The 24,413-nt window shown below is 67.8% G+C and carries 17 protein-coding genes and 1 tRNA gene; 14 read left to right on the top strand and 4 right to left on the bottom strand.

What is annotated here, in order from left to right; translation table 11 throughout:
• Positions 1–7: 7 nt before the first annotated feature.
• The 7 genes from FPP74_RS10075 to FPP74_RS10045 are packed head-to-tail and all read left to right on the top strand — an operon-like array spanning position 8 to position 11,612.
• On the top strand, positions 8–724 hold the full coding sequence (locus tag FPP74_RS10075) for a hypothetical protein (protein WP_095536383.1): 717 nt from the start codon (positions 8–10) through the stop codon (positions 722–724).
• An 18-nt stretch (positions 725–742) separates the two neighbouring features.
• Positions 743–3,835 (top strand): ATP-dependent DNA helicase, encoded by a 3,093-nt coding sequence (locus tag FPP74_RS10070; RefSeq protein WP_255456127.1) that lies wholly within the window; start codon positions 743–745, stop codon positions 3,833–3,835.
• A 1-nt stretch (position 3,836) separates the two neighbouring features.
• Positions 3,837–7,172: an ATP-dependent helicase gene (locus FPP74_RS10065; protein WP_144718343.1), complete on the top strand. Its 3,336-nt coding sequence runs from the start codon at positions 3,837–3,839 to the stop codon at positions 7,170–7,172.
• A 21-nt stretch (positions 7,173–7,193) separates the two neighbouring features.
• Positions 7,194–8,297 carry a TrkA family potassium uptake protein gene (locus FPP74_RS10060; protein ID WP_095536380.1) on the top strand — a complete coding sequence of 368 codons (1,104 nt, stop codon included), beginning with the start codon at positions 7,194–7,196 and terminating at the stop codon, positions 8,295–8,297.
• Positions 8,298–8,304: 7 nt separating this feature from the next.
• Positions 8,305–9,039 carry an NAD(+) diphosphatase gene (locus FPP74_RS10055; protein ID WP_255456126.1) on the top strand — a complete coding sequence of 245 codons (735 nt, stop codon included), beginning with the start codon at positions 8,305–8,307 and terminating at the stop codon, positions 9,037–9,039.
• A 24-nt stretch (positions 9,040–9,063) separates the two neighbouring features.
• Positions 9,064–11,112 carry an ATP-dependent DNA helicase UvrD2 gene (locus tag FPP74_RS10050; protein WP_144718296.1) on the top strand — a complete coding sequence of 683 codons (2,049 nt, stop codon included), beginning with the start codon at positions 9,064–9,066 and terminating at the stop codon, positions 11,110–11,112.
• 5 nt (positions 11,113–11,117) lie between these two features.
• Complete coding sequence (locus FPP74_RS10045; RefSeq protein WP_144718293.1) at positions 11,118–11,612, top strand: M48 family metallopeptidase; 495 nt, start codon at positions 11,118–11,120, stop codon at positions 11,610–11,612.
• A 3-nt stretch (positions 11,613–11,615) separates the two neighbouring features.
• Here FPP74_RS10045 and FPP74_RS10040 read toward each other — a convergent pair whose 3' ends face one another.
• Positions 11,616–12,731, bottom strand: a complete 1,116-nt coding sequence (locus FPP74_RS10040) for a PDZ domain-containing protein (RefSeq protein WP_370511805.1) — start codon at positions 12,729–12,731, stop codon at positions 11,616–11,618.
• Positions 12,732–12,840: 109 nt separating this feature from the next.
• Here FPP74_RS10040 and FPP74_RS10035 point away from each other — a divergent pair, with 109 nt between their 5' ends.
• The 3 genes from FPP74_RS10035 to FPP74_RS10025 all read left to right on the top strand — a co-directional run bounded on the left by FPP74_RS10035 (position 12,841) and on the right by FPP74_RS10025 (position 17,672).
• Positions 12,841–14,262: a zinc-dependent metalloprotease gene (locus FPP74_RS10035; protein ID WP_095278783.1), complete on the top strand. Its 1,422-nt coding sequence runs from the start codon at positions 12,841–12,843 to the stop codon at positions 14,260–14,262.
• A 133-nt stretch (positions 14,263–14,395) separates the two neighbouring features.
• Positions 14,396–15,121 (top strand): ABC transporter ATP-binding protein, encoded by a 726-nt coding sequence (locus FPP74_RS10030; protein ID WP_144718291.1) that lies wholly within the window; start codon positions 14,396–14,398, stop codon positions 15,119–15,121.
• Between the two features lies 1 nt (position 15,122).
• On the top strand, positions 15,123–17,672 hold the full coding sequence (locus FPP74_RS10025) for an ABC transporter permease (RefSeq protein ID WP_144718289.1): 2,550 nt from the start codon (positions 15,123–15,125) through the stop codon (positions 17,670–17,672).
• On the opposite strand, the gene FPP74_RS10020 is transcribed toward FPP74_RS10025, so the two are convergent.
• Complete coding sequence (locus FPP74_RS10020) at positions 17,656–18,357, bottom strand: hypothetical protein (RefSeq protein WP_255456125.1); 702 nt, start codon at positions 18,355–18,357, stop codon at positions 17,656–17,658. The two genes, FPP74_RS10025 and FPP74_RS10020, sit on opposite strands and share 17 nt — an antisense overlap.
• Positions 18,358–18,413: 56 nt before the next feature.
• Positions 18,414–18,911 (bottom strand): PPA1309 family protein, encoded by a 498-nt coding sequence (locus FPP74_RS10015; RefSeq protein ID WP_144718337.1) that lies wholly within the window; start codon positions 18,909–18,911, stop codon positions 18,414–18,416.
• A 179-nt stretch (positions 18,912–19,090) separates the two neighbouring features.
• Here FPP74_RS10015 and FPP74_RS10010 point away from each other — a divergent pair, with 179 nt between their 5' ends.
• The gene (locus FPP74_RS10010; protein WP_370511806.1) at positions 19,091–21,994 is read left to right on the top strand and encodes a UPF0182 family protein; all 2,904 of its coding nucleotides are present in this window, start codon (positions 19,091–19,093) and stop codon (positions 21,992–21,994) included.
• 4 nt (positions 21,995–21,998) lie between these two features.
• On the opposite strand, the gene FPP74_RS10005 is transcribed toward FPP74_RS10010, so the two are convergent.
• A complete protein-coding gene (locus tag FPP74_RS10005) occupies positions 21,999–22,475 on the bottom strand; it encodes a hypothetical protein (RefSeq protein ID WP_095536373.1) in 477 nt (158 codons plus the stop codon).
• 238 nt (positions 22,476–22,713) lie between these two features.
• Here FPP74_RS10005 and FPP74_RS10000 point away from each other — a divergent pair.
• The 3 genes from FPP74_RS10000 to FPP74_RS09990 all read left to right on the top strand — a co-directional run bounded on the left by FPP74_RS10000 (position 22,714) and on the right by FPP74_RS09990 (position 24,353).
• Positions 22,714–22,787 (top strand) — tRNA-Met (locus FPP74_RS10000).
• Positions 22,788–23,040: 253 nt separating this feature from the next.
• Positions 23,041–23,160 carry a helix-turn-helix domain-containing protein gene (locus FPP74_RS12540; RefSeq protein WP_083583987.1) on the top strand — a complete coding sequence of 40 codons (120 nt, stop codon included), beginning with the start codon at positions 23,041–23,043 and terminating at the stop codon, positions 23,158–23,160.
• A 170-nt stretch (positions 23,161–23,330) separates the two neighbouring features.
• A complete protein-coding gene (locus tag FPP74_RS09990) occupies positions 23,331–24,353 on the top strand; it encodes a DUF4192 domain-containing protein (RefSeq protein WP_144718283.1) in 1,023 nt (340 codons plus the stop codon).
• Positions 24,354–24,413 lie beyond the last annotated feature (60 nt).

Raw genomic sequence — 24,413 nt, 5'->3', positions numbered from 1 at the left:
GGGCGCCTTGATTCCGGAGCACGTACTTTCCGCCTTCCAGTTGGAGGGGCGCGGCACGCCGACCTCGCCCGCGTGGGACAACGGCCTGCGCTTCGGCCACGTTGTCGTGGCTCGCGCGACGCAGACCGCCGCCTGGTCGGGCAAGGTGCGCGACAAGCTGGGCGATTCGCTCGGCGGCGTCCGCTTCGCGCGACCGGTGCGCTCCACCGACGGCCGCCTCGTGGTCAACGGGTTTTGCGCCAACGAGTTCGCGCCGGGGGAGCCGGCAGCGCGCGTCGATGAGGCGATCGCTGCGGCGTTGCTTATCGACGCCCCACTGACCCAGTTCAACGCCCCACCCGCACCCCGCGACGATGCATGGGCGGAGGCGGACCGCGCGGCCTGGCGAGGCTTCGACCTGGACCCCGCGGAGAACCAGCTGGTCACCGCACATATCGATTTCCTCGCCTGCTGCCTGTTTTCCGGCACGGATGCGCCGGTGGTGACGGAGCTGGTGCCCTCGGTGAGCCCGCGCCCCCGCGGGTATACCGCCGCGCTGACGATGGTGGACGGCCTGCTCGCCGGGGCGGTGGATGACGGCGTGGTGTCGCGCTGGGCGCACATCCCCGACGTGGGGTTCTTGGCGGAGCGGGCGCTCGAGTTCCGTGAAATCGCAGCCCGTACCGCGGGAGCGAACATAGGTTCGAGGGTTTCGTGGGTGCGTGAGGTCCTCGTGTCCGCCTAGCCTGGCAGACTAGGGCGCATGCCAACCCCACGCACCGACCCGATGACCCCCGCCGCGCGGATCCCCCGCGCGCGCCTTGTCCCGCGCCGCCGCACGACCGCGCAGCGCTCCTGGCCCGTTGCGCTTCCGGCGAGCGGGCTGTGGAAGGTCACCGGCGAGGCCGGCTCCGGCGTGTCCAGCTTCCTAGTGGATACGGCGGTGGCCGCGGCGCTTCGGCTGGCCGAGCAAGGCGGGGACGCCAGCGGCGTCGTCGTGGTCACGGACTCCAAGGAGGCGGCGGCCCGGCTGCGCGCAGAGATGTCCGACCGGCTCGCGCGCAGCGGGTTTGTCGCCAGCGAGCCGATGGTGCGCTCCGTCCATTCGCTCGCGTTCGCGGTGCTGCGGCAGCGCTTCGACGAGGAGATCCGCCTGATCTCCGGCGCCGAGCAGGACGCCGTGATCCGCGAGCTTCTTGCCGGCCAGGTGAAGGACGTACGCGGCACCTGGCCCGAGGAGCTGCGCCCCGCGATGGGCATGCTCGGCTTTGCCCGACAGCTGCGCGATGTGCTCCTGCGCGCGGTCGAGCGCGGGCTCACCGCCGACGAGCTGCGCGGACTCGGCGAGCGCTACGACGTGCCCATCTGGTGCGCCTCCGCCGACTTCCTGCGCGAGTACCAGCAGGTCATGGCGCTCACCCCGGCCACCAGATTCTCCGCGTCCGAGCTGGTCAGCGAGGTCCTGCGCGGGGAGGTGCCTAGGTGGGACGCAGTGCTTGTCGACGATGCCCAGCACCTCGCCCCCGCCCCCGCCGAATTCGTGCGGCGGCTCCTTTCCGGCGCAGACCTCGGCGTGGTCGGGGGAGACGTCGCCCAGTCCATCTTCCACTTCCGCGGCGCCTCCCCGCGCTTCTTCCACGACCTGGGCGGTCTCGACCACCAGGTGATCGACCTGGGGGAGTCGCGGCGCGACCCCGAGCGGCGCGTGGCCGTCACGCGGAGCGACGCCGCCCAGCACGCCGCGGTGGCGGACGCCCTGCGCCGCGCGCACTTGGAGGACGGGGTGGCCTACCGGGACATGGCCGTCGTGGTGCGCTCCACGCCGATGCTGGAGCCGGTGCGCCGCGCGCTGCTGCACGCCGGGGTGCCGGTGATGCTCAACCCCACCGACGTGGTGCTCGGGGAGCAGCGCATCGTCGCGGCCCTGCTCACCGGCCTGCGCGCGCTGGACCAGGAGCTCACCCCCGCGCAGTGGCGCGACTTCCTGCTCGGCCCCGTCGGCGGCGCCGACCCCGTCACCCTGCGCCGCCTGTTGCGCGGCCTGCGCCGCTGGGAACCCGAGGTGCGCGCGGAGGAGAGTCTGCGCCGCCTGCTGCTCAGCCCTGCGGAGCTGCCGGACTTCGGCCCCGTGCTCACGGACCGCGAGCTCTCGATCCTCACGCGCGTGCGGCGGGTGCTCGACGCCGCCAGGCGCGCGCAGGCGGACGGCGGCAGCGTGGAGGAGGTGCTCTGGGCGCTCTGGCACGCGACCGGGCTGTCGGACCACCTGCTCGCGGTCGCCCTGCGCGGCGGGGCGAGCGGCTCGCAGGCGGACCGGGACTTGGACGCGGTCATGGCGCTTTTCGACGCCGCCGGCGACTTCACCGAGCGCCGCGCAGCAGCAGGAGTGGACTCGTTCGTGGCGGACATCGACGCGCAGGAGCTGCCGACGGGCGTGCGCGACCGCCGCAGCGCGGCGCCCGACGCAGTGGCGCTGCTCACCGCGCACGGCGTGGCGGGCCGCGAGTTCGCGCGCGTCATCGTGGCCGGTGTGCAGGAGAACTCGTGGCCGAGCCTGGGAGAAACCGGCTCGCTCTTCCGCCAGGAGGACCTCATGGACCTGCTGGACAACGGGGTCGAGCCGAACGTGCCGATCTCGCGGACGGCCGAGCGCCTGGCCGAGGAGCGCCGCCTGTTCTGGGTGGCGGTCACGCGCGCGACGGATCGCGTTCTCGTCACCGCGGTGGACGATCAGGACGGTGACGAGCTGATCGTCCCCTCGCGGTTCATCGAGGAGTACTGTCGCGACTTCGACATCGAGGCCCAGGACGTGGAGCTCGCCCGAGAGACCAGCGGGGTCGGGGGCGACGCGGAGCCGGAGGCGCGGGTGCGCCTGCTCGCCCGGGACGAGATCGTCGCGGAGCTGCGCCGGGCGCTCGCCTCGCCCGAGAGCAGCGAGGCGGTGCGGGAGCAGGCGGTGCGCCAGCTGGTGCGGCTGGCCCGAGCCGGTGTGCCCGGGGCTGATCCTGGGCAGTGGTGGGGGATCGGAGGGGCGTCGGTAAGCACTGCCCTGGCGGAGGCGACGACGCTGTCACCGTCGCGCATCGAGCGGCTACTGCAGTGCCCGATGCGCGAGGTGCTTGAGCGGATGGTTGGGCTGGATGACAATCTGGCGATGATTTACGGGTCGATGGCGCACGCGTACCTGGAGGCGCTGGGGCGCGGCGTGGACGAGGCGGCGGCGCGCGCGGCGGCGGTGGCGGCGCGGCGCGACGCCGAGGATGGGCCGGCGTGGAAGGCGGAGCGCGACGTGGCGGACTTCGAGGCAATGCTGGAGCGGACCGCGCAGTGGCTGGAGGAATCCAGAAGCGCGTTTACCCAGGTTGGGGTGGAGATCCCGGTGAGCGTGGACGTGGACGATACGGTGCGCATCGCCGGGCGGCTGGACAGGCTCGAGCGCGAGGACTCCGGGAAGGTCCACATCGTGGACTTGAAGACGGGCAGCGCGGTGCCAACGAACGCCGACACGGCCGAGAACATGCAGCTCGCCGCCTACCAGCTGGCGCTGTCGCGGGGGCGGATCGACGGGAACGCCGTCACCACCGCGCGCGACGGCGACGAGCCGCTGGAGGTGGGCGGGGCCGTGCTGGTCTACCCGAATGCGGACAAAACGAAGCGCGCCACCCGCGAGCAGGCGCCGAAAACGCCCGAGGAGCTGGACGCACTCACACAGTTGTTGGAGCCGCTGCCGGCGGCGCTGGCGGGGCCCGAGCTGCGCGCCGTGGCCGGGCCGCATTGTGAGCGCTGCGCGGTGCGCGCCCTGTGCCCAGTACAACCGGAAGGAGAGGTGGTCACCCGTGTCGCAGACGACGCCTGATATGTCACCAACCGTGCTCTCGCGGTACCTGCAGCAAAAGTTCCCGCCCACCGAGCAACAGGCTGACGTGATCGGCGCGGCACCGGGCCCGCTGCTGGTGGTCGCCGGCGCTGGGGCCGGAAAGACGGAGACCATGGCCGCGCGCGTGGTGTGGCTCGTGGCCAACGGCTACGCCCGCCCCGACGAGATCCTGGGCCTGACGTTTACGCGCAAGGCGGCGCAGGAGCTGGGCAAACGCATCCGCGACCGGCTCGGCACGCTGGCCGCCAACCAGGACCTGGTGCGCCGCCTGGACCCGGGCGGGCAGCTCGCGGACGCGTTGCAGGTCATCGCCCCGACCGTAGCTACGTACGATGCGTACGCGGGGGACCTCGTCCGCGAGTTTGGGCTGCTCGTTCCTGTGGAACCGGACTCGCGGCTCATCACCGCGGCGGAACTGTACGCCATCGCCACGGAGGTGGTCACCGACTACCCCGGACGCATCATTTCCGCCGACGGGCGCAACCCGTCCGTGTCCACCGTGGTGGACGGGCTGCTGGCGCTGATGACCTCCATGGGCAACGAGCTGACCACGCCCGACGAGGTAGACCAGGAGGCGGTGGCGTTCCTCGCGGAAACCGAATCGCTGCCCTTGGCGCCGCGGGCGCGCACCGAATTCACCAAGAAGCTGCGCGGATGGCGCGCGACCCAGGAGGAACGCCGCGCATACCTGCCGCTGGCCCGGGCCCTGAACGAGGAGCTGCGGGCGCGCGGGGTCGTCACGTTTAATGAGCAGATGTCGGTTGCGGCCAAGCTGGCGCGCGACCACCAGAGCGTGGGCAAGGCGCAGCGCCAGCGCTTCCGTGTGGTCATGCTTGACGAGTACCAGGACACCTCACACGCCCAACGCGTGCTGCTGCGTAACCTGTTCGGGCAGGGCGCGGACCCAGACCTGACCGTGACCGCCGTCGGCGACCCGATGCAGGCCATCTACGGCTGGCGCGGGGCCACCGCCGCCAACCTCCAGGCCTTCGTCCACGATTTCCCGGCCGCGGGCGGCGCACCCGCGCCGAAGAAGCAGCTGACCACGTCCTGGCGCAACCCGCCTGAGGTCCTCGCGCTGGCGAACAGCATCTCCGACGCGGTCCTCGGGCGCGGGGACAACCGCGCCGTCGCGCCGTTGGCGGCCCGCCCCGGGGCGCAAGAAGGCGAGGTCGCACTCGGCTTCTTTGCCACCAACGACGAGGAACTCGCGTTCGTGGCGGACGATCTGGCCGCCCAATACGTACAATGCGCGCGAGACAACGCACCGTTTTCCGCCGCCGTGCTGGTGCGCAAGAACCGGCACTCCGCCGAGATGGCGGAGGCGCTCGCGGAGCGCGGCGTGCCCTTCGAAATCGTCGGCGTGGGCGGGCTGCTGGACATCCCTGAAGTCGCCGACACCCTCGCGGTGGCCACGATGCTGGTGCGGCCCGCGGACTCGGCAGCCGCGCTGCGCATCCTCGGCGGCCCCGCCGTCGGCCTGGGCCTGGCGGACCTCGCCGCGCTGGCCTCGCGTGCGGTGAACCTGCGCGCGACCGGGGCCAGCGCCGGCGCCGACCCCAGCGGGCCCGAGCACGCGGACCCGCAGACCGCGCAGGAGCGGCTGGCGGCCCAGCTGGACGAGCTCGTGGCCCGCGCCGCGGAACTCAATGCGTCTACCGATCGCCCCGCAGGCCTCGCCGACGCGGTGGCGGACCTGGGCGAGCCCGAGCGATACAGCGAGGAAGGACTGCGCCGCTTGCAGGACCTGGCGGCTAAGCTCCGCTCCCTGCGCACCAACAGCCTGGGCAAACGCCTGCCTGACCTGTTCGCGGACATCATCGACGTCTTTGGCATCCGCACCGAGGTCCTGGCCCGCCAGGGGATGGGCAACACCGCAGGCACCGTCCACCTGGACAGTCTGCTCTCCGCGGTCGCTGCCTACCCCGGCACCAGCGTGGAGGGGCTGCTGGATTATTTCGCGCTCGCCCGCGAGCACGAGGACGGCCTGGCACCCGGCAACGTGCCGACGCGCACGGACCGGGTGCAGATCCTCACAGCGCACAAGGCGAAAGGACTGGAGTGGGACACCGTCGCCGTCCTGCACGCAGACGCCAACACGTACGCGGCCAAGGCGGAGACATTCCTCACCTGGGTCCAGCGCGTGCCCGACGCGTCCTTTGGCAACCCCGAATACCTGCCGGACTTCGGTGAGGTAGAAAACCGCACCCAGTTTGAAAAGACCGCCGACGCCTGGCTCAAGCTCGTCCGCGCGGGCCTGGCGGAAGAATCGGCGCGCCTGTTCTACGTTGCCGTGACCCGCGCGGAGCGCAAGCTCCTCATCACCGGCTCGCGCCGCAAACCCGACGTGCGCCGCGACGCGAAGCCCTACGAGCACTTCGCCCCGCTGCGCCAGCTGGTCCCCGAGACGGTCGAGTGGGCCGAGGCAGCCGAGGCCGAGAAAACGCCCACCGAGGACGCCCCGACGCTTGTCGACGCCCCCGCCACCGGCACCTGGCCCGCCTACCAGCTCGCCCCGGGGGAGGTGGAGGCCGCGGGGCGGGTGCGTGGCGTCGAGAAGCTGCCCGAGCTCGCGGAGGGCGAACTCTTCTCGCTGTGGGAACGCGACGTCACCGCGCTCATCGAGGAACACGAGCGGGCGAAGTCCCCGGACACGCTGGTGGTCATGCCCGCGGAGCTGACGGCCTCGGACGTCGTCGCGCTGAAGGCGGACGAGGAGCAGTTCGCGCGCCGAGCGCGCAGGCCGGTCCCGTTCAAGCCGAACACCTACGCCAAGCGCGGCACCGCGTTCCACGAATGGCTGGAAGAGTTCTACGGGCAGCGCCCGCTGCTCACGGAGGACGAGCTGCCCGGCGGCGACGAGGCGGAGGTGGACGCCGCGACGCTGCGCCGACTCAAGGACTCCTTCGAGCGCAGCGAGTGGGCCGCCCGGACCCCGGCCCACGTGGAATACCCGTTTGAGCTGGCCCTGGGCACCTCCGTGGTGCGCGGCCGGATGGACGCCGTGTTCCGGGACGCGGGCGGCGCAGGGTGGGTCGTCGTGGATTGGAAGACCGGCGAAAAGCCGAAGCCGGCGCAGATGGAGGCAGCGAAACTGCAGTTGGCCGTCTACCAGGAAGCGTGGCGCCGGATCGCGGGCGATGGCGCCCCCGTGCGCGCGGTGTTCTTCTACGTGCGCACCGGCGAGACCTTCGCACCCGAGCACCTGCCGGGCGCGGACGAGCTGGAACAGCTCCTCGACGTTGACGGTGATAGTGTTTCGGATTCGGAGACAATTCCGTCCACCGACCCTGCCGTACCTGCGGCGGAGCGATAGAGCAGAAGGGAGCCCGATTCGATGCAGCTTCGCTACCCCTTTGCCTGGCGCGACCGGGTCCGCGACGACGAGGAGCGCGACGACATCCCAGTCCATACGCTCCTGGACGTCATCAATATCCCGACCGCGGAGCGCACGACGCCGTGGGTGCTCATTGCCCGCCGCTTTGGCTACGCGGCCGTGTTGGTCGTGGCCATGGCGCTCATCGTGTACCTGGACTCGAACGGCTACTCGGAGCCGCTGACGTTTGTGGACGCCCTGTATTACTCGGCCGTGTCGCTGTCCACCACCGGCTACGGCGACATCACGCCGGTGACGCAGGGGGCGCGGCTGGTCAACATCTTCGTGGTCACTCCGGCCCGCGTCGCCTTCCTGATGCTCTTGGTCGGCACGACCCTGTCCGTGCTTACGGAGGACTCCCGTAAGACACTCCAAATTCAGCAGTGGAGGAGAACTGTGCGTAATCACACCATCGTCGTCGGCTACGGCACGAAGGGGCGCTCCGCAGTGGACGCCCTGCTCGCCGGGGACACCGCGCCCACCAGCATCGTCGTCATCGATTCGGACCCGGTCACCCTGGGCCAGGCGGAGAAGCGCGGCCTGGTCACCGTCCACGGCGACGCTACCAAGTCCGACGTGCTGCGCGTCGCCGGCATCACCCGCGCCCGCTCCGTCGTGGTGGCCCCGAGCTCGGACGACACCGCGGTCCTGGTCACGCTGTCCGTGCGCGAGCTTGCCCCCAGCGCCATGATCGTGGCCAGTGCCCGCGAGAGCGAAAACCAGCACCTGCTCATGCAGTCCGGCGCGGACTCCGTGGTGGTCTCCGCGGAAACGACGGGCCGCCTGCTGGGACTCGCCACCGTCACCCCGCCGGTGGTGGAGATGATGGAAGACCTGCTCAGCCCCGACGAGGGCTTCGCCGTGGCGGAGCGCCCCATCGCAGACGACGAGGTCGGCTCCAACCCGCGCCACCTCGCCGACATCGTGCTCGGCGTCGTCCGCTCCGGCGAGCTCTACCGCATGGACGTGCCCGAGGCGGAAACCGTCGAGCCCGGCGACCGCCTGCTCTACGTGCGCATGACCCAGCCGCAGGAGTCGCCCGAGGCGCAGAAGCCGTCGGAGTAGCGCGCCCGTGCTCTTGCTTATCGACGCCACCTCGCACCTCCCCCTCACCGCCGAGGGCGCACCACTCCTGTTTCCGGAGCTTCCGGCGGGGATCGAGGTGACCACCCGGGTGCAGATCACGCCCGAGGTCACCGCCGCGCGACTGCGCTCCGCCAGCGCCGCCGACCTCGCCCCGCGCACCGGCCACGCGCGCAACCATGCGGACAACTACCTCGTCTCCCGGGCCGTCGGCCTGCTGGCTGCGCGGGAGCGTTACGCCTTCGACCCGACGGACGGCTCGCCGCTGACCTGGGGCGAGTCCGGGATCGTCGCCCGCGGCGCGTCCGGCACGCCGATCTTCCCGCGGATCGACCCGTGCGTGATCGGGGTCGTCGAGCACGCCGCCGGCGACCGCATCCTGCTGGGGGAAAACCGCCGCCGCCCGGGGTTCTTCACCTGCATCGCCGGCTACATGGACGTGGGCGAGAGCGCGGAGGACGCGTTCGCGCGCGAGGTCATGGAGGAGACGGGGCGGCGGGTCACCGACATCACGTATGTTGGGTCCCAGCCGTGGGCGCTGTCGGGCTCGCTGATGCTGGGCTTCCGCGCCCGCACCGTCAACGACGCCCAGGTGGGGGACACAGATGGAGAGCTCAGCCAGGTCATCTGGGCGACGCGCGAGGACCTGGGCGAGCTTACGCTCGCGCCCGAAGGCAGCATCGCCCGGCAGCTGATCGAGCGCTGGGCCGCAGGCGAGATCTAAGAGGGAAGGACAAAGGACGCACCGATGGCAGTGGACTTGAGTTTGTTGGATGAGGACCAGCGCGTGGCAGCCACCGCTCCGCGTGGCCCGGTGTGCATCCTCGCGGGTGCCGGCACGGGAAAGACGCGCACCATCACGTACCGCATTGCCAACCTGGTGGACCAGGGGATCGTGGCGCCCACGAAGGTGTTGGCGGTGACGTTCACGCAACGCGCCGCGGGCGAGATGCGCGACCGCCTGCGCACCATGGGGGTGGGCGGGGTGCAGGCCCGCACCTTCCACGCTGCGGCGCGCCGTCAGCTGCAGTACTTCTGGCCCCAGATCGCCGGTGACCTGCCGTGGAAGCTGCTGGACAACAAGTTCCCGCTCGTTGGCCGCGCGGCGCGCTCCGCCGGGCTGGATTCCGGCAAGGAAATGGTGCGCGACCTCCTCGGCGAGATCGAGTGGGCGAAGTCCAGCGTCATCGGCCCGGACGACTACGCCGAGCGCGTCGCGGGGACGAAGCGCACCCCGCCCGCGGACGCGGCGAAGGTGGCCCAGGTCTACCGCGCCTACGAGGAGTCGAAGACGTCGCCGGACGGCATGCTGCTCGACTTTGATGACCTCTTGCTGCACGTCGCGGGCGCGCTGGAGAACGCGCCCGCGGTGGCGGAGGAGTTCCGCGCCCAGTACCAGTCCTTCGTGGTGGACGAGTATCAGGACGTCACGCCGCTGCAGCAGCGCGTCCTGGAGGGGTGGCTGGGCCAGCGCGACGACCTCACCGTCGTCGGCGACGCCAACCAGACCATTTACTCGTTTACTGGCGCGACCCCGGAATACTTGTTGAACTTTTCGCGGACGTACGAGCACGCGACCGTCGTGAAGCTGCAGCGCGACTACCGCTCGACCCCGGAGATCACGGACTTGGCCAACACCGTGATTGGCAAGGCGAAGGGGCGCGAGGCGGGCACCCGACTCGAGCTGCAGGGCATGCGCGAGCACGGCCCGCAGCCCACGTTCACCGCGTACGATGACGAGCCGACCGAGGCGCGCGAGGTAGCCATCCAGATCAGGGAGCTTCTCGACGCCGGCGTGCCCGCCCGAGAAATCGCCGTCCTCTACCGCATCAACGCGCAGTCGGCGGCGTTCGAAGCGGCGCTCGCGGACGCGGGCATCATGTACCAGGTCCGCGGCGGGGAGGGCTTCTTCCAGCGCGGCGAGATCCGTGAGGCGATCCGCGCGCTCGTTGCTGCATCGCGCCGCGGAGACCTGCCGGACGATCCGGTGACGGTGGCCCGCGCCGCCCTCGGCCCCCTGGGGCTGACGCCGACCGAGCCGGAGGGCGCGAAGGCGCGCGAACGCTGGCAGACCCTCGGCGCGCTGGTGGACCTCATCGAGGAAATCGTCCGCAGCCACGAGGCGGAGACCCTGCCGGAGGTGCTGATGTCGCTGCGCCGCCGCGCGGACGCGAAGCAGCCGCCGTCGGTGGACGGCGTCACCCTGGCCAGCCTGCACGCTGCGAAGGGCCTGGAGTGGGACGCGGTATTCCTGGTCGGTCTGGTGGAGAACACGCTGCCGATCTCGCACGCGATCAAAGCGGGCGATGACCAGGTTGAAGAGGAGCGCCGCCTGTTCTACGTCGGCGTGACGCGCGCCCGCGAGCACCTGCGTCTGTCCTGGTCCTTCGCCAGGCAGGAGGGCGGGCGCAAGTCGCGCAGCCGCTCGCGCTTCCTCGACGGCATCGCCCCCGAGCTGGAGGTGGAGAAGGCCCCCGAGCGGCTGAAGCGCAACCGCCGCTGCCGCGTGTGCAACAACCTGCTGTTCACCCCCGCGGAGAAGACGCTGGGACGCCACGAGGACTGCGAGCCCAGCTACGACGAAGCCGTCTTCGGCGCCCTCAAGCGCTGGCGCAGGGACCAGGCGCGCGAGGCCGGCAAGCCCGCCTACATCGTGTTCACGGACGCCACGCTGCTTTCCATCGCGGAGGCCATGCCCGCCGACGAGCACGAGCTCCTCGGCATCTCCGGCGTCGGCCCCGCCAAGATTGAGCAGTACGGCCAGGGCGTGCTGGACACGCTCGCGGAGTTCCGGTGACGCGCGTGAGCGAGCAGCCCTACCGCGTCATCCGCTCGGCCCGCCGCACCCGGTCGGTGCAGGCACGCCTGGTCGGCGGCGTCGTGGAGATCCGCATCCCCGCGCGGTTCTCGCAGGCGCAAGAGGACCAGACGGTGGAGGAGATGCTCGCGCGCGTGGCGAAGAAGACGCAGGCGAGCGCGCTCAACGACGCCACCCTCACCGCCCGCGCCACGCAGCTGAACGACACCGTGCTCGACGGCCGCGCCCGCGTCGGCTCCATCCGCTGGGTGAACAACCAGCAGACGCGCTGGGGGTCGTGCACCACGACCACCGGCGACATCCGGATCAGCTCCCGCCTCAAAGACGTCCCCGACTACGTGCTCGACGCCGTGATCGTCCACGAGCTGGTGCACACGTTTATCGCCGGGCACTCCGCCGAGTTCTGGGAGTGGGCGGATCGGGCGCCGCGGGCGGAGCGGGCGAAGGGCTACTTGGAGGCCTACCAGCGCTTCGGGTGAGCGCTACTCGCCGCAACCGTGGACTTCCTTGCCCGCGGCGAAGTTGTCCATGGCGGTGACGGCGTCTTGCAGCGAGCCTACGCTCGCCACGGTCATGTCGCCGGGGTCGACGGTGCGGACCGCGTCGCAGTTGCCCTCCGGGGCGAGGAACAGCTCGACGTGCTGGTCGCGCGCTGCGGCGAGCTTGTGCTGGATCCCGCCGATCGGACCGACCTCGCCGTCCTCCGCGATAGTGCCGGTGCCGGCGACGAACTTGCCGTGGTTGAGCTCACCGGGGCTCAGTTTGTCTATCACGGCCAGCGAGAAGATCATGCCGGCGCTGGGGCCGCCGACGTCGTTGAGGTTGTAGTTGACCGTCACGTCGCCGCCGGGCTCCGAGGTCATGAGGACGCCCACCATCGGGGTGCCCTTGTCCTCGGGGCTCTCGCCGAGGCGGACGCGGACGTCCATCGGGGCGCGGTCACGCTCGATGCTCACGGTGATCTCGTCGCCGGGGGAGTGGGCGTGAACCTTTTCCTGCACCTCGCTGGGCTCGGTGACGGGGGCACCGTCGATGTGGGTGATCACGTCCTCTGCTTCTAGCACACCGGACGCGGGGGAGTCATCCACCAGGTCGTGGATCAGCACGCGGGTCGGTTTGCCCAGGTAGCGCATGGCGGCCACAGTCGCGTTGCCCTCCGAAGCGGCGAACTCGGCCTGGTTGTATTGGCGCATCTGCTCCTCGTCCACGTCAGGCGGGATGATCTGCTCCACCGGCACGATCGCGTCGTCTGTGCCGATCCACCGGCCGACCGCCTGCGCGAGCGACATGTTGGTGCGCACGGACACGGTGGTCATGTTGAGGTTGCCCGAGACGGGGTCCGTCTCAGTGCCCTCGATGTCAATCACCGGCTCTCCCTCGACCTCACCGAGGGTGTTGAACATCGGGCCGGGGCCCTCCGCCGCGTACGGCACGGCCAGGGAAATGTTGGTGCCGGGGACGTGGGTGATGGACATCATGGCGGCGAGTGCTGCCACGGGGATCGCTCCCCACACCACGGTTGACCAACGCCTGTTGAGCTTGGTCTCCTGCTCGGATGCGTCCGGCTGGGGCTGCGCCCCGACTTCCTGTTCTTCCACGCAGCGCATCTTAGCGCAGCCGTTTTCGCTCATCGTGTTCGCTCTCAGCGTCCCGGTCTGCGCAAAAAGTGCTCGCGCGTAAGAGTCGGCGCTATGTATCGTGGCAGGTATGAATAACGGATTTGGATTTTCCTTTCCCAACAATGATGACGACGAAGATAAGAACAAGCGCGGCGACAACAACGGTGGCGACGCGTCGAACCCCTTCGCCGCCTTCGGGTTTGGTGGCGGACAGCAGGGCGGCGGGCTCGGCGACATGCTGAACCAGTTCGGCCAGATGCTGTCCGGCATGGGCAATTCGTTTAACCAGGCGAGCCAGTCGGGTGACTCGGCCGTGAACTTTGACATGGCGCTGCGTATGGCCCGCCAGCGCGTTGGTGACAAGGCGGCGGTCTCCGCCGGTGATAAGAAGGCGGTGGAGGAGTCACTCGGGCTGGTCAACCACTGGCTGAGCGAGTCCACCACGCTGCCCGCCGCGGACTCCCAGGCGCGCGCGTGGAACGCGGACGACTGGCTGGTAGAGACCATGCCGATGTGGAAGCGCCTGGTCAACCCGGTCGCGGAGCACATGAACCGCGCGCAGCTGGACAACATGCCGGCAGAGGCCCGCGAGATGATGGGCCCGCTGGCCGGGGTGATGAACTCCATGAATTCCATGAACTTTGGCATGAAGCTGGGCCACGCGCTGGGGGATCTGGCACAGCAGGCGCTCACCGGCACGGACTTCGGCCTGCCGGTCGCACCCCGCGGCGTGGCGTCGGTGCTGCCCAAGAACGTGACCCGGATTTCCAAGGACCTCTCGGTGCCCGGGCAGGAGGTGCTGGTCTACATCGCTGCACGCGAGGCCGCGCGCCAGCGCCTGTTCCAGCACGTGCCGTGGCTGGTCGAGCGGATCGTGGCCTCGGTGGAGGAGTACGCCGCAGGCCTGGAGATCGACACCTCCAACATCGACGAGGCCACCCGGAGCCTCAATCTGGAATCGGGCGACCCGCAGCAGATCCAGGAGGCGCTGCAGAACCTGCAGAACATGGACCTCTCCCCGCGGGTCGGCTCCCGCAACGCCGGGGCAACCTCGCGGTTGGAGACGCTGCTCGCGCTGGTGGAGGGCTGGGTCGACGTGGTCGTCGACGCGTCGCTGGCGGAGCGAATCCCGTCCTCGGCGCAGCTCGCTGAGGCCTGGGCGCGCCGCCGCGCCACCGGTGGTTCGGCAGAGCAGGCGTTCGCCAACATCGTCGGCATTGAGCTGGGTGCCCCGAAGGTGCGCGAAGCTGCGGAGCTGTGGCGCCGCGTGGATAATGCCGTGGGCGTGCAGCGCCGCGATCAGGTGTGGAACCACCCGGACTTCCTGCCGGACGCGGAGCACTTGGACAACCCCGCCGCGTTTATCGACGGGCTTCTGGACGACACCACCGACGCGGACTTCGACGCCGAGTTCAGCAAGCTCGAGGAGGAGCTGCGCAACAACCCGAAGCTCAAGCGCGAGGACGGCGACGGGAAGGACGACGGCAGCGAAGACGGCACCGAGCTCTAGACCTTCGGCCGCGCTCGTACCAGGGCGGGGTGAGCGACTGCACAGCGCTCACCCCGCCCTTTTGCCTGCTTTTCTCCTGCAAAGCGCAATAAAATAGATGGTGAAGCCACGCTGCTTGCAAGGAGAACACGCCATGACCGCCGCCGCCCGGGCCGAGAACCTTTTTAAGCAATACGGCGACGCAGATACCGCTGTTGTTGCGCTTGACCACGTCACGGTCGAGTTCCACCGCAACGAGTTCACCGCCATCATGGGGCCATCCGGGTCCGGCAAGTCCACGCTCATGCACGCAATGGCGGGGCTGGACACGGTCACCTCTGGTGAAGCCTACATCGGCCAGACCTGCCTGACCAACCTGCGTGACCGGGAGATGACGCAGCTGCGTCGCGATCGCCTGGGTTTTATCTTCCAGTCCTTCAACCTGGTGCCCACGCTCACCGCGCGGGAAAACATCACGCTTCCCCTTGATATTGCGGGGCGTGACGTGGATGAACGATGGCTCGAGGAGATCACCATCCGGTTAGGTCTGGCGCAGCGCCTCAACCACCGCCCGGCGGAACTCTCCGGTGGGCAGCAGCAGCGTGTCGCGTGCGCGCGAGCGCTGGTATCGCGCCCAGAGATCATTTTCGGTGACGAGCCGACCGGCAACCTGGATTCGAACGCCACGGCTGAGGTGCTCGACATTTTGCGGACGGCGGTGGACAAAGACGAGCAGACCGTGGTCATTGTCACGCACGATGCGAAGGCTGCGTCCTACGCTGACCGAGTGCTCTTCCTCGCCGATGGCCGGATCGCGCGGGAGCTTCGCGACCCGACGATGGAGGATATTCACACCGTCATGGCGGAAATAGAGGGCTGACATGGCACGCAACGCAATGCGCACCGTTTCGCTGCGCACCATCGCGCAACACAGGCTTCGGCTCGGGCTCACCGTGCTCGCGGTCATTTTGGGAACGGCGTTTGTCTCCGGTTCGTTCATGTTCAGCACCTCCCTGTCGAACACTTTCGACGCGGCGATCAACAACGTCTACCGCGGCGTGGACGTCGGCGTAGGGGACGGCGTAGGGGACCAGGACGGGGATGGCCCTCCACTCGACGCGAGCATGCGCGACCGGCTTGCGCAGGACTCGCTGGTGCGCGAGGTCAACGTGCTGAGCCCGCAACCCGTGGTGATTGCAAACGAGGACGCTGTGGCCTATCAAACACAGGGCGATACCTCGGAGGTGATCGCGTACTACCCACCGGAGCAGACTGTGGGCGAGGAGAACGCGCTTGTACAAGGTCACGCACCACGCGGCACGGGCGAAGTCCTGGTAAGCGAATCTGCTGTTGAGGACTACGGTATTGGGCTCGGTGATCGGCTTATGCTGGTGCACCCGGAGCATCGCGACACGGTCACCGTCGTGGGGGTGTCCGCACCCGCGTCGCAGCTTGGCGACGACATCACGATCAGCATGTCCGCGCCGGCCTTCCTCGACGTGTACGGCGACCCTGTGCAGCTGAAGCTCTCCGCTGCCGAAGGCACCACGGCAGAGGACCTTGCGCAGCACCTCAGCAGCACTTACGACGTGGAAGCAGAGACGGGCGAGGCGCTTGCGGACGCGGCTCGCGAGGAGATGGCGTTCGCGCTGACAGCGATCCGCTACCTGCTCATTGCCTTCGGCCTGATTGCGTTGCTGGTCGGTACGTTCATCATCGCCAACACGTTCTCTATGATCGTCGCCCAGCGCACCAAGGAGTTTGCGCTGCTGCGTGCGCTGGGGGCCTCGCAGCCGCAGGTCGTCGGCTCGGTGGTGGTGGAATCCGCCATAGTGGGTATCTTCGGCTCGCTGGTTGGTGTTGCTACCGGTATTGGGCTGGTCGCGCTGATCAAAGCAGTCATGGGCACCCAGGGCATGCCGTTTGAGCCTGGCCTTGGGCTTAGCCCCGCGGCCATCATTGTTCCGCTGGTGCTTGGCGTGCTGGTCACGACGCTCTCCGCCTATGCCCCGGCTCGGCGTGCGGGCTCGGTGCAGCCAGTCGAAGCGATGCGTGGTACCGACGCAGATGCGCCCGCTTCGTTGCGTCGCAGGACGATCGCAGGGGTGGTGCTCGCCGTCGTTGGCATTGTGGCGGCAAGCGCCGGGGCGATTATCGACGCCTCGACGACCCCCCGCGTCACCGCCGTCGGTATTGGTGCAGCGTGTCTGATTGTTGGTGTGTACTTGGCGGGCCCGGCACTGTCTTCGGTGGTCGTCCCTGGTCTTGGCAAGGTCGTTGGTGCGCCCTTCGGCGCGATTGGTTCCCTCGCGGGGACAAATACGCACCGTAACCCGCGACGCACTGCCGCGACCGCGTTCGCGCTGATCCTGGGCGTTGCGTTGGTAACGGTCATCGGCATGCTGGGGGCGACGATGAAGGCCTCACTGCAGGACGATATCGCCGACCACATCAGCGCTGACTACGTGCTCACAGGCCCCGTCAACGGTAACTTCCCGGCGCCGAACGACACTGTCGCCATGACCGAGGGTGTTGACGGCATCGATGCGCGTGTGACTGTCGGCGCGGTCCCGGCCACCGTCGGCGGGCAGTCTTCGTTGGAGGAACAAGCCCAGCTGACCATGACGGTCGATGCCGATCCCACCCAGGTGTTCGCCCTCGAGTTGAAAGACGGAGACCACGACATTGCCGGAGGGTTCCTTGCAGACGAGGAGTTGGCCACCGAGCAAGGCTGGAAGGTAGGCCGGGAATACGAGGTCGCAGGTCCGGTCCCCGGGATGACAGCGCAGGCGACGCTGCGGGGGATTTACGAGCCGACTGAGGTTGCGACGCGGATCCTGCTCGACGCCGAGGTTGCCAACCAGGTCGCACCACCCGAGGCGCAGCTTGTGCGCATGGTCGGCATCGTGGCTGAGGACGGCGCGGACCGTGACGCGATGCGTGCGGACCTCGAGGCCGCGGTGCGTGACGCGGTGGTGCTCCAGGTGATGACGGGCGACGAGTATGCCGCGCAGCTGGCTGGCACGATCGACCAGATGCTCGCCGTGCTTTACGGGCTGCTCGCGCTGGCCGTGATCATCGCGGTGCTGGGCATCATCAACACGCTGACGCTTGGTGTGATTGAGCGGCGCAAAGAGATCGGCATGCTGCGTGCGGTGGGTACGCAACGTCGACAGGTGCGCACGATGATCACGCTGGAATCGGTGCAGATCGCTGTCTTCGGCGCGTTCGCCGGGGTGGTGCTGGGCCTTGGTTTGGGTGTGGCGTTTATCGCCACGTTGGCAGACGAGGGGTTTGACAGTCCCCAGGTGCCCTGGGCACTTGTGGGCGTGATGCTCGTTGGTTCGGCGTGTGTGGGCGTGATCGCGGCGCTGTGGCCCTCGCAGCACGCGGCGAAAACCCCGCCGCTTGACGCTATCGCTGTGTCGTAGTCGCAGCTGCCGACGTGCGCGTCGTGGACGCGGGGGAGCCCGTGGCGGTCTCGCCCTCGGCCTCCACGTCAGCCAGGCCCAGCTTCTCGATGCGCTCGCGCGGATCCTCCTGCTCAGACGACACCAGCTGCTGCATCACTTGGCCGCGCTGATTGTCCACCACCGTGATGATCGCGGAGGTGCCCAGCGTGGACCAACCGACGATGCGCTCGCCGTCATCTTCCACGATCCGCGAGGACCGCAGCTCCGTGAGCAGCTGCGTCGTCGACGCCGCCTTCGCCTCGGAATCGAAGAATTGGAACTGTCCGATCTCTGCGCCGGAGCAGTCGTAGGAGCCGCTCACCCCAGTTGCCGAGCACGTATCCAGCTGCGCGAACAGCGACTCCGGCGCCAGCCCCGCGAAGGATTCGGTCACTTCCTGCACCGTCTTGTCTTTCGCAGAAGTGCTTGTCGACGCCCGCGTGCCCGATTCCTTCGACGTGCTCGACGCTGAACTCCCAGCGCTCTCAGTGCTCTCCGCCGTGGAACTCGTCGCGCTGCTGGATGGCGCCTCGCTCTGGGACGTCTCGGTCTCTTCCGGTGCCGGAGCTGCTGTAGTGCTCGTCTCGTCGTCCCCGTTCCCGCACGCGGTCAGTGCGAGCGAGGCGGCGAGGAGAGCGGGGACGAGTGTGCGGCGGTGCGTCACGGGTAGGCTCCTTATTTCCTGTGCGTATGGGTAACGATAGTACGTGAGCGCTCGACCTAGGTCAGCTCATCGGGGTCCTGCGCGAGGCTGTAGCGCAGCGCGGCGATGACGTTCGGGGCGACGTTGGGCCCGCCGCGCAGCTCGATCTCGTCCTGGGCAAACATGCCGCGTTCCTCCAGTTCTTCTTCGGTAAGCCGCATCTGCAGGAGGGTCTGCTCGATGTCGTCGTCGCGCAGCACTCCGGAGAAGAGGCGCGCGGGGCGCGGTTGGGAGTCCGGCCCGGCGGAGGTGTCGCGGAAGATGATCTCCTGGGCGAGGACGACGCCCTCGACCTGCTCAGGCCAGGCGACGCGCGCGACGTAGTCGGCCAGCTCATCGCTACCCGGACGGATGTGCTCCGGAAGCTCCTGCACAACCAGGGTGAGGGGGGAGGGGTCGGCGTCGTCGGTGAGTTGAGACAGCTCGTCGATAAGCAACTGCGAGGGGACCAGCGCAAAGAGTGAGGGCGGTGCGTCCCAGCCCTCCGCGTGGACGAACTCCACAGCTTCCGTCATGGCTTTGTTCAGGGCCTGCTGTGAGCTGAAGTGACGCTGCACGGGAACCTTTCTGGCTGTCGAATCGTTGAAACTTTAAGCTAGAAGCTTAATACGCACGTAAAGACTATTTCGAAGGAGCAGGATTGGCTACCCGCGTCAACCAGCCTCAACCCAACGCGAAAAAGTCGAACCGTACGCTGCTGACGGCGGTCATCGTCGTCGGCGCAATTTTTACCCTCGTGCCCATGCTGGTCGGTCTGTACACCGACTTCCTGTGGTTCGGGGAACTCGACTTCCGCGGTGTGTTTAACCGGGTGATTGTTGCCCGCATTGTTTTGTTCGTCATTTTTGCGCTGATTGGCGGCGGTGTCGCGTACGCGGCGGCCCTGCTGGCCTGGCGGGGGAGACCGGCGAATGCGCCCACGGCGGATCCGTTCTCGCCGTCCGTGCAGTACCGCGAGACGATTCAGCAGGGCATTCGTTCGCTGCTCTTCGTCGTGCCGCTGGTCGTCGCCGTCCTGTCGGGTCTGGCGGGGCAGCGCATGTGGCGCACGTTCCTGCTGTGGTTTAACGGCTCCGATTTCGGAGTGTCCGACCCGCAGTACGGCAAGGACCTCGGCTTTTACGCGTTCGCGCTGCCGGGGCTTTCCGCCATCGTGGGCACGCTGAGCATGCTGCTTATCGTCGCGTTTCTCATCGCCCTCGTTGCGCACTACCTGCTGGGCGGGATCCGCATTGGCAACCGTGCGTCGGGGCAGCGCGGCTTCGTCTCCAAGGCGGCGCGCGTGCAGCTGGCGTTTACTGCCGGTCTGTGGATGCTGCTCAAGGCCGTGAGCTACTGGCTGGAGCGCTACTTCCTGCTCTACGGGCAGAACGACATTTTCACGGGCGCGTCCTATACCTCTATTAACGCGATGCTGCCCGCCAAGATGATCCTCACCGTTATCGCGGTCATCGTCGCCGCGGCGTTCTTCGCGTCGGTGGTGTACAAGGATTTCCGCATCCCGGTGCTGGCCACGGTGCTCATGCTGGTGTCCTCGCTGGTGATCGGCAACGTCTGGCCGGCCCTGCTTGAGCAGTTCTCGGTCAAGCCGAACCGCCAGGCCAAGGAGCGCGAGTACATCGGCCGCAACATCGAGTCCACCCGTTTCGCCTACGGGCTGACGGATGACACGGTGACGTACGAGGACAACTGGGGCTCGGACAACGTCTCCAACAACGAGGTGGCGGACGATTGGTCCACCATCAGCAACATCCGCCTGCTGGACCCGGACGTGCTTTCGCCCACGTTCACCCAGAACCAGCAGCTGCGCAACTTCTACGGCTTCCCGGACCAGCTGGCCATGGACCGCTACCAGGTCGACGGCGAGATGCGCGACTTTGTCGTCGCCGCGCGCGAGATGGATCCGAACGCCCTGCGCGAGAACCAGCGCGACTGGATCAACCGCCACACGGTGTACACGCACGGCAACGGGTTCGTGGCCGCGCAGGCGAACACCGTGGACGAGGCAGCACAGGACGCCGGCTCGACCCGCGGTGGTCTGCCCATTTTTACGGTCTCGGACCTGCAGTCCAACGCGAAGGCGGCGGAGAAGAAGGACGCCGAGGAGCTGGGCATCCGCGTGGACGAGCCCCGCATTTATTACGGCCCCGTGATCTCCAGCGCGGAGGATGGGCTGGACTACGCCATCGTGGGCGACAACGGGCAGGGCCCGGTGGAGTATGACACGGACAACTCCACCTACACCTACGAGGGTGAGGGCGGCGTGAACATTGGCAACTGGTTCAACCGCGCCGCGTACGCGGTGAAGTACCAGGAGCTGAACATGATTCTGTCGGACCGCGTGGGCGGCAACTCCAAGCTGCTCTACGACCGCGACCCGCGCGAGCGCGTGGAGAAGGTCGCGCCGTGGCTGACCACGGACTCCAAGACCTACCCCGCAGTGATTGACGGGCGAGTGAAGTGGATCGTGGACGGCTACACCACGCTGTCGCAGCTGCCGTACTCCACGAACACGTCGTTGCAGGACACCACGCAGGACGCGTTGAACCCGGACGGGACCACGCAACGCCTGGTGAACAACAACCTGGGCTACATCCGTAACTCAGTGAAGGCGACGGTGGACGCGTACGACGGCTCTGTTGACCTCTACCAATTCGACGAAGAAGATCCCGTGCTCAAGGCCTGGATGGGCGTGTTCCCGGATACGGTGCGTCCGCACAGCGAGATCAGCGATGATCTACGCGAGCACCTCCGCTACCCGGAGGACCTGTTCAAGGTGCAGCGCGAACTGCTGGCCCGCTACCACGTGGACGACCCGGGCGTGTTCTTCAACAACGACGCCTTCTGGTCCGTGCCCAACGACCCGACCGCGCCGGAGGGCCGTCAGGAGCTGAACCAGCCGCCGTACTACGTGGTGGCCGCTGACCCGGAGACCAATGAGTCCTCCTTCCAGCTGATCACCCCGTACCGCGGCCTGAACCGCGAGTTCCTGTCGGCGCACATGTCGGTGTCCTCGAACCCGGAGACGTACGGCAAGATCACGGTCCGCGTCCTGCCCACGAATACGCAGACCCAGGGCCCGAAGCAGGCGCAGGACGCGCTGATGTCCTCCGACCAGGTCGCGCGTGACCGCACGCTGTGGGAGGGTTCGAACGACCTGAAGAACGGTAACCTGCTCACCCTGCCGGTGGGCGGCGGCGAGATCCTCTACGTCGAGCCGATCTACTCTCAGCGCAAGGACCAGGAGTCCGCGTTCCCGAAGCTGCTGCGTGTGCTCGTGTTCTACCGCGGCCAGGTTGGCTACGCGCCGACGGTGTCGCAGGCCCTGAAGCAGGTGGGCATTGATTCCCAGGCGGCGCAGGACATCGAGCTTGTCGACGAAGGCGCGTCCGACAACCAGGACGCCGAGGCCTCCGCCGAGCAGCCGAAGGAAGGCGACAGCGAGGCGCCTGCCCCGGGCAACAAGGACGAGGCGATGCAGGGCATTAACGACGCCCTGCGCAACCTTGAGGGCGCCCGCGACGGCTCCTTCGAGGAGTACGGCCGAGCCCTCGACGAGCTGGACCGCGCTGTGGAGGCGTACCAGAGCGCGCAGTAGGCGCTTACCCTAGTGGGTTGCGGACCAGGAGCCGGTCGATCTGTTCACGCAGATCCTCCGGTGCCGGGCGAAGAAAATCGCCGGGCTTCTCCTGGTCCGCTTCGTCGTTCTCGGGGCCCGGCCCGCCCGGATCCACCATGGCCGCCTCCGTGAGGTCGAGCATCCTGCCCAGGCGTGCCAGGTTGAGTTGGTATGCGCCATCCAGCGCCGGCTCCTCCACCTCGCGGATCCAGCCGGTCTCTTTGAACAGTGGGATGTGCGTGGCGACGATGTTTGTTCTTGCGAACCCGCCCTTCGCCCCCGGAGGCCCGAGCCGGGTAATGAGTCCGGTGCGGCCGGGGCGGATCGTTCCGTCGAGTTCGAGCGTCGGCTCGTCGGAATCGTCGGCGAGGAAAGCGAGGGTGCCGAGGATGTTCCGCTCCTTTGGTAGGAGCGAGGGGATCTCAACACAGTAGATTGCGGCTCGAAGTAATTCTCCCAAGGGCGCCTCCTGACGTCGTGTGACTGGATGGAGCGCAATTGTATCGCCCGGCCCGGACACGGCACCGGGTCGGTTCGAACTGGTGAACGAACCTGAGCGTGGTGGGCGTGCGTTGGGCAAGCCGTATGAATCTCACGATTATGGGTTCTGCCCAGGGGATTTGGCCTTTGGTAAAGTGATCAGTATAGTTACTTCACGTTGCCGATACGGCAGCAGGTGAAAAGAAAATATCACCCGACGCGGGGTGGAGCAGCTCGGTAGCTCGCTGGGCTCATAACCCAGAGGTCGTTGGTTCGAATCCAGCCCCCGCTACTAGGATAAGGCCCCTACCAGTGCAAATGCTGGTAGGGGCCTTCTTCATTTTGTGAGCGGATCACCATTTGGTGCACTAGCTGGTGCACTAGGGTCAAAATCCTGCACCAAACGGAACTGCGACGCTCCAACGAAGCGGCGCAGGTTTTCGGGGCATTGCTTAGTGATTGCGAGGTCGGCGGCAACGAAGGAACGCCACGGGAGCCGGCAGTTCGGGGGGTCTGCCTATCTCGGGGGGTGAGACTGCTCAACCGTGGCGTTCGGGAGAAAGCTTATTGAGGGCGGCAAGTCCGTCAGCGCAGTAGCCAGGACACTCAACGTCTCGCGGCCGACGATCTATCGCGCTCTCAAGCGCATCGAAGCCGACGCTTAGGCACAGGCTGCGTCGCTAGCGCTCGCACCCGGCGAGAAGGCATCAGGCTGCGCTAGCGACGCTCGGCACACATGAGTGCTGCACTGCTGGGATACGCCTGCGACCGGCAGAGCCGGGCCGAATTCGGGATTGACCATGTACACCCCGTATTCGTGCAAAGGAGCACTGCCATGTCCACTCATTCCCACACGCTTGCATCCCACGGTGAGATCCTCGCGAACCTCCCCGGCATCCTCGGCTTCTACCCGAACAACTCGCTGATCCTCGCGTTCTTCGTCGACGACGAGGGGGTCGACACCGTCCGCCTCGGCCCGGTCGCGCGGTTCGACCTGGACGAAGCTGTTGCAAAGCTCACCGAGAGCCGCGAGCGGTTCGCAGCGTGGGTCCACCACCTCGAACTCGACGCTGTTATCGCGTACATGATCAGCGATGGCATTGCGCAGCCGGTCTTCGAGGAGACGGCAACGTATCTCACCAGCGGGGCAGTGCACCTACCGCCGCTGCTCGGGGTGGTGCAGGTGCCTGAGATCGTCACCGGGGCTGCGTGGTGGTCCGTGTATCAGCATCCGCTCATCGACGAGCCGCGCCACGGCGTTGTCGGCGAGGTCGCCGCATCGGCGGCGCTGCGGCAGATGCTAGAGCACACCGGCGAGCTGCCGGAGCCGAGCAAAGACGACATCGAGGCACGGTTGAACAGCACCGATCACGGCATCGACGCTGCCGAGCACGCCGACATCATCGAAGACGCGCTGGCGTATATCCCGCCCATGTTCGCAGACGTGCTGCAGCGTGAGTATGAGCAGGCGGCGGCAGGGATGACCCAGCCGAGCGCTCGCGCTGTTCGGTCTGCGCTGAAATGCTTCACCACGCCGCGCTTGCGGGACACGCTGCTTGCAGCGCTGCTCGATGAGCCGCAGGCGGGCCTTGCGTTTATAGAGAAGGTTATGCGTGCCGTCCCGACCAGCTGGCCAGGGATGCGCTCGCAGCTCACGGCCACTGTTGCCGTGCTCGCTCACGCCACAGGCCAGCCGGGGCTGGCTGGCGTGGCTGCGCAGCGAGCCACCGAGATCGGGCCAGACGAGAACTTCCCGTCGCTGGTGGCGAAGCTGACCGACATCGGCCAAGGCGAGCGGATGGTTGAACTCGTTCGCGAGGGCGCTGAGAAGACCCGAACGATCTTGTTCGCCGAGTAATCCCACACACCCCGTTGCAGCGATGCAACGGGGTTTCTGTTTCTCGTCGGCCGTGGCTTG

Source organism: Corynebacterium sp. NML180780, from assembly GCF_007786415.1.
GTDB lineage: Bacteria > Actinomycetota > Actinomycetes > Mycobacteriales > Mycobacteriaceae > Corynebacterium > Corynebacterium gottingense.
The sequence above is the reverse complement of the archived record's forward strand: the minus strand, read 5'-3'. Positions and strand labels throughout refer to the sequence as shown.

Coding starts and splice junctions, on each gene's coding strand:
- FPP74_RS10070 (WP_255456127.1), top strand. CDS start 743: ATGCCAACCCCACGCACCGACCCGATGACCCCCGCCGCGCGGATCCCC.
- FPP74_RS10065 (WP_144718343.1), top strand. CDS start 3,837: ATGTCACCAACCGTGCTCTCGCGGTACCTGCAGCAAAAGTTCCCGCCC.
- FPP74_RS10060 (WP_095536380.1), top strand. CDS start 7,194: ATGCAGCTTCGCTACCCCTTTGCCTGGCGCGACCGGGTCCGCGACGAC.
- FPP74_RS10050 (WP_144718296.1), top strand. CDS start 9,064: ATGGCAGTGGACTTGAGTTTGTTGGATGAGGACCAGCGCGTGGCAGCC.
- FPP74_RS10035 (WP_095278783.1), top strand. CDS start 12,841: ATGAATAACGGATTTGGATTTTCCTTTCCCAACAATGATGACGACGAA.
- FPP74_RS10030 (WP_144718291.1), top strand. CDS start 14,396: ATGACCGCCGCCGCCCGGGCCGAGAACCTTTTTAAGCAATACGGCGAC.
- FPP74_RS10025 (WP_144718289.1), top strand. CDS start 15,123: ATGGCACGCAACGCAATGCGCACCGTTTCGCTGCGCACCATCGCGCAA.
- FPP74_RS10015 (WP_144718337.1), bottom strand. CDS start 18,911: ATGACGGAAGCTGTGGAGTTCGTCCACGCGGAGGGCTGGGACGCACCG.
- FPP74_RS09990 (WP_144718283.1), top strand. CDS start 23,331: ATGTCCACTCATTCCCACACGCTTGCATCCCACGGTGAGATCCTCGCG.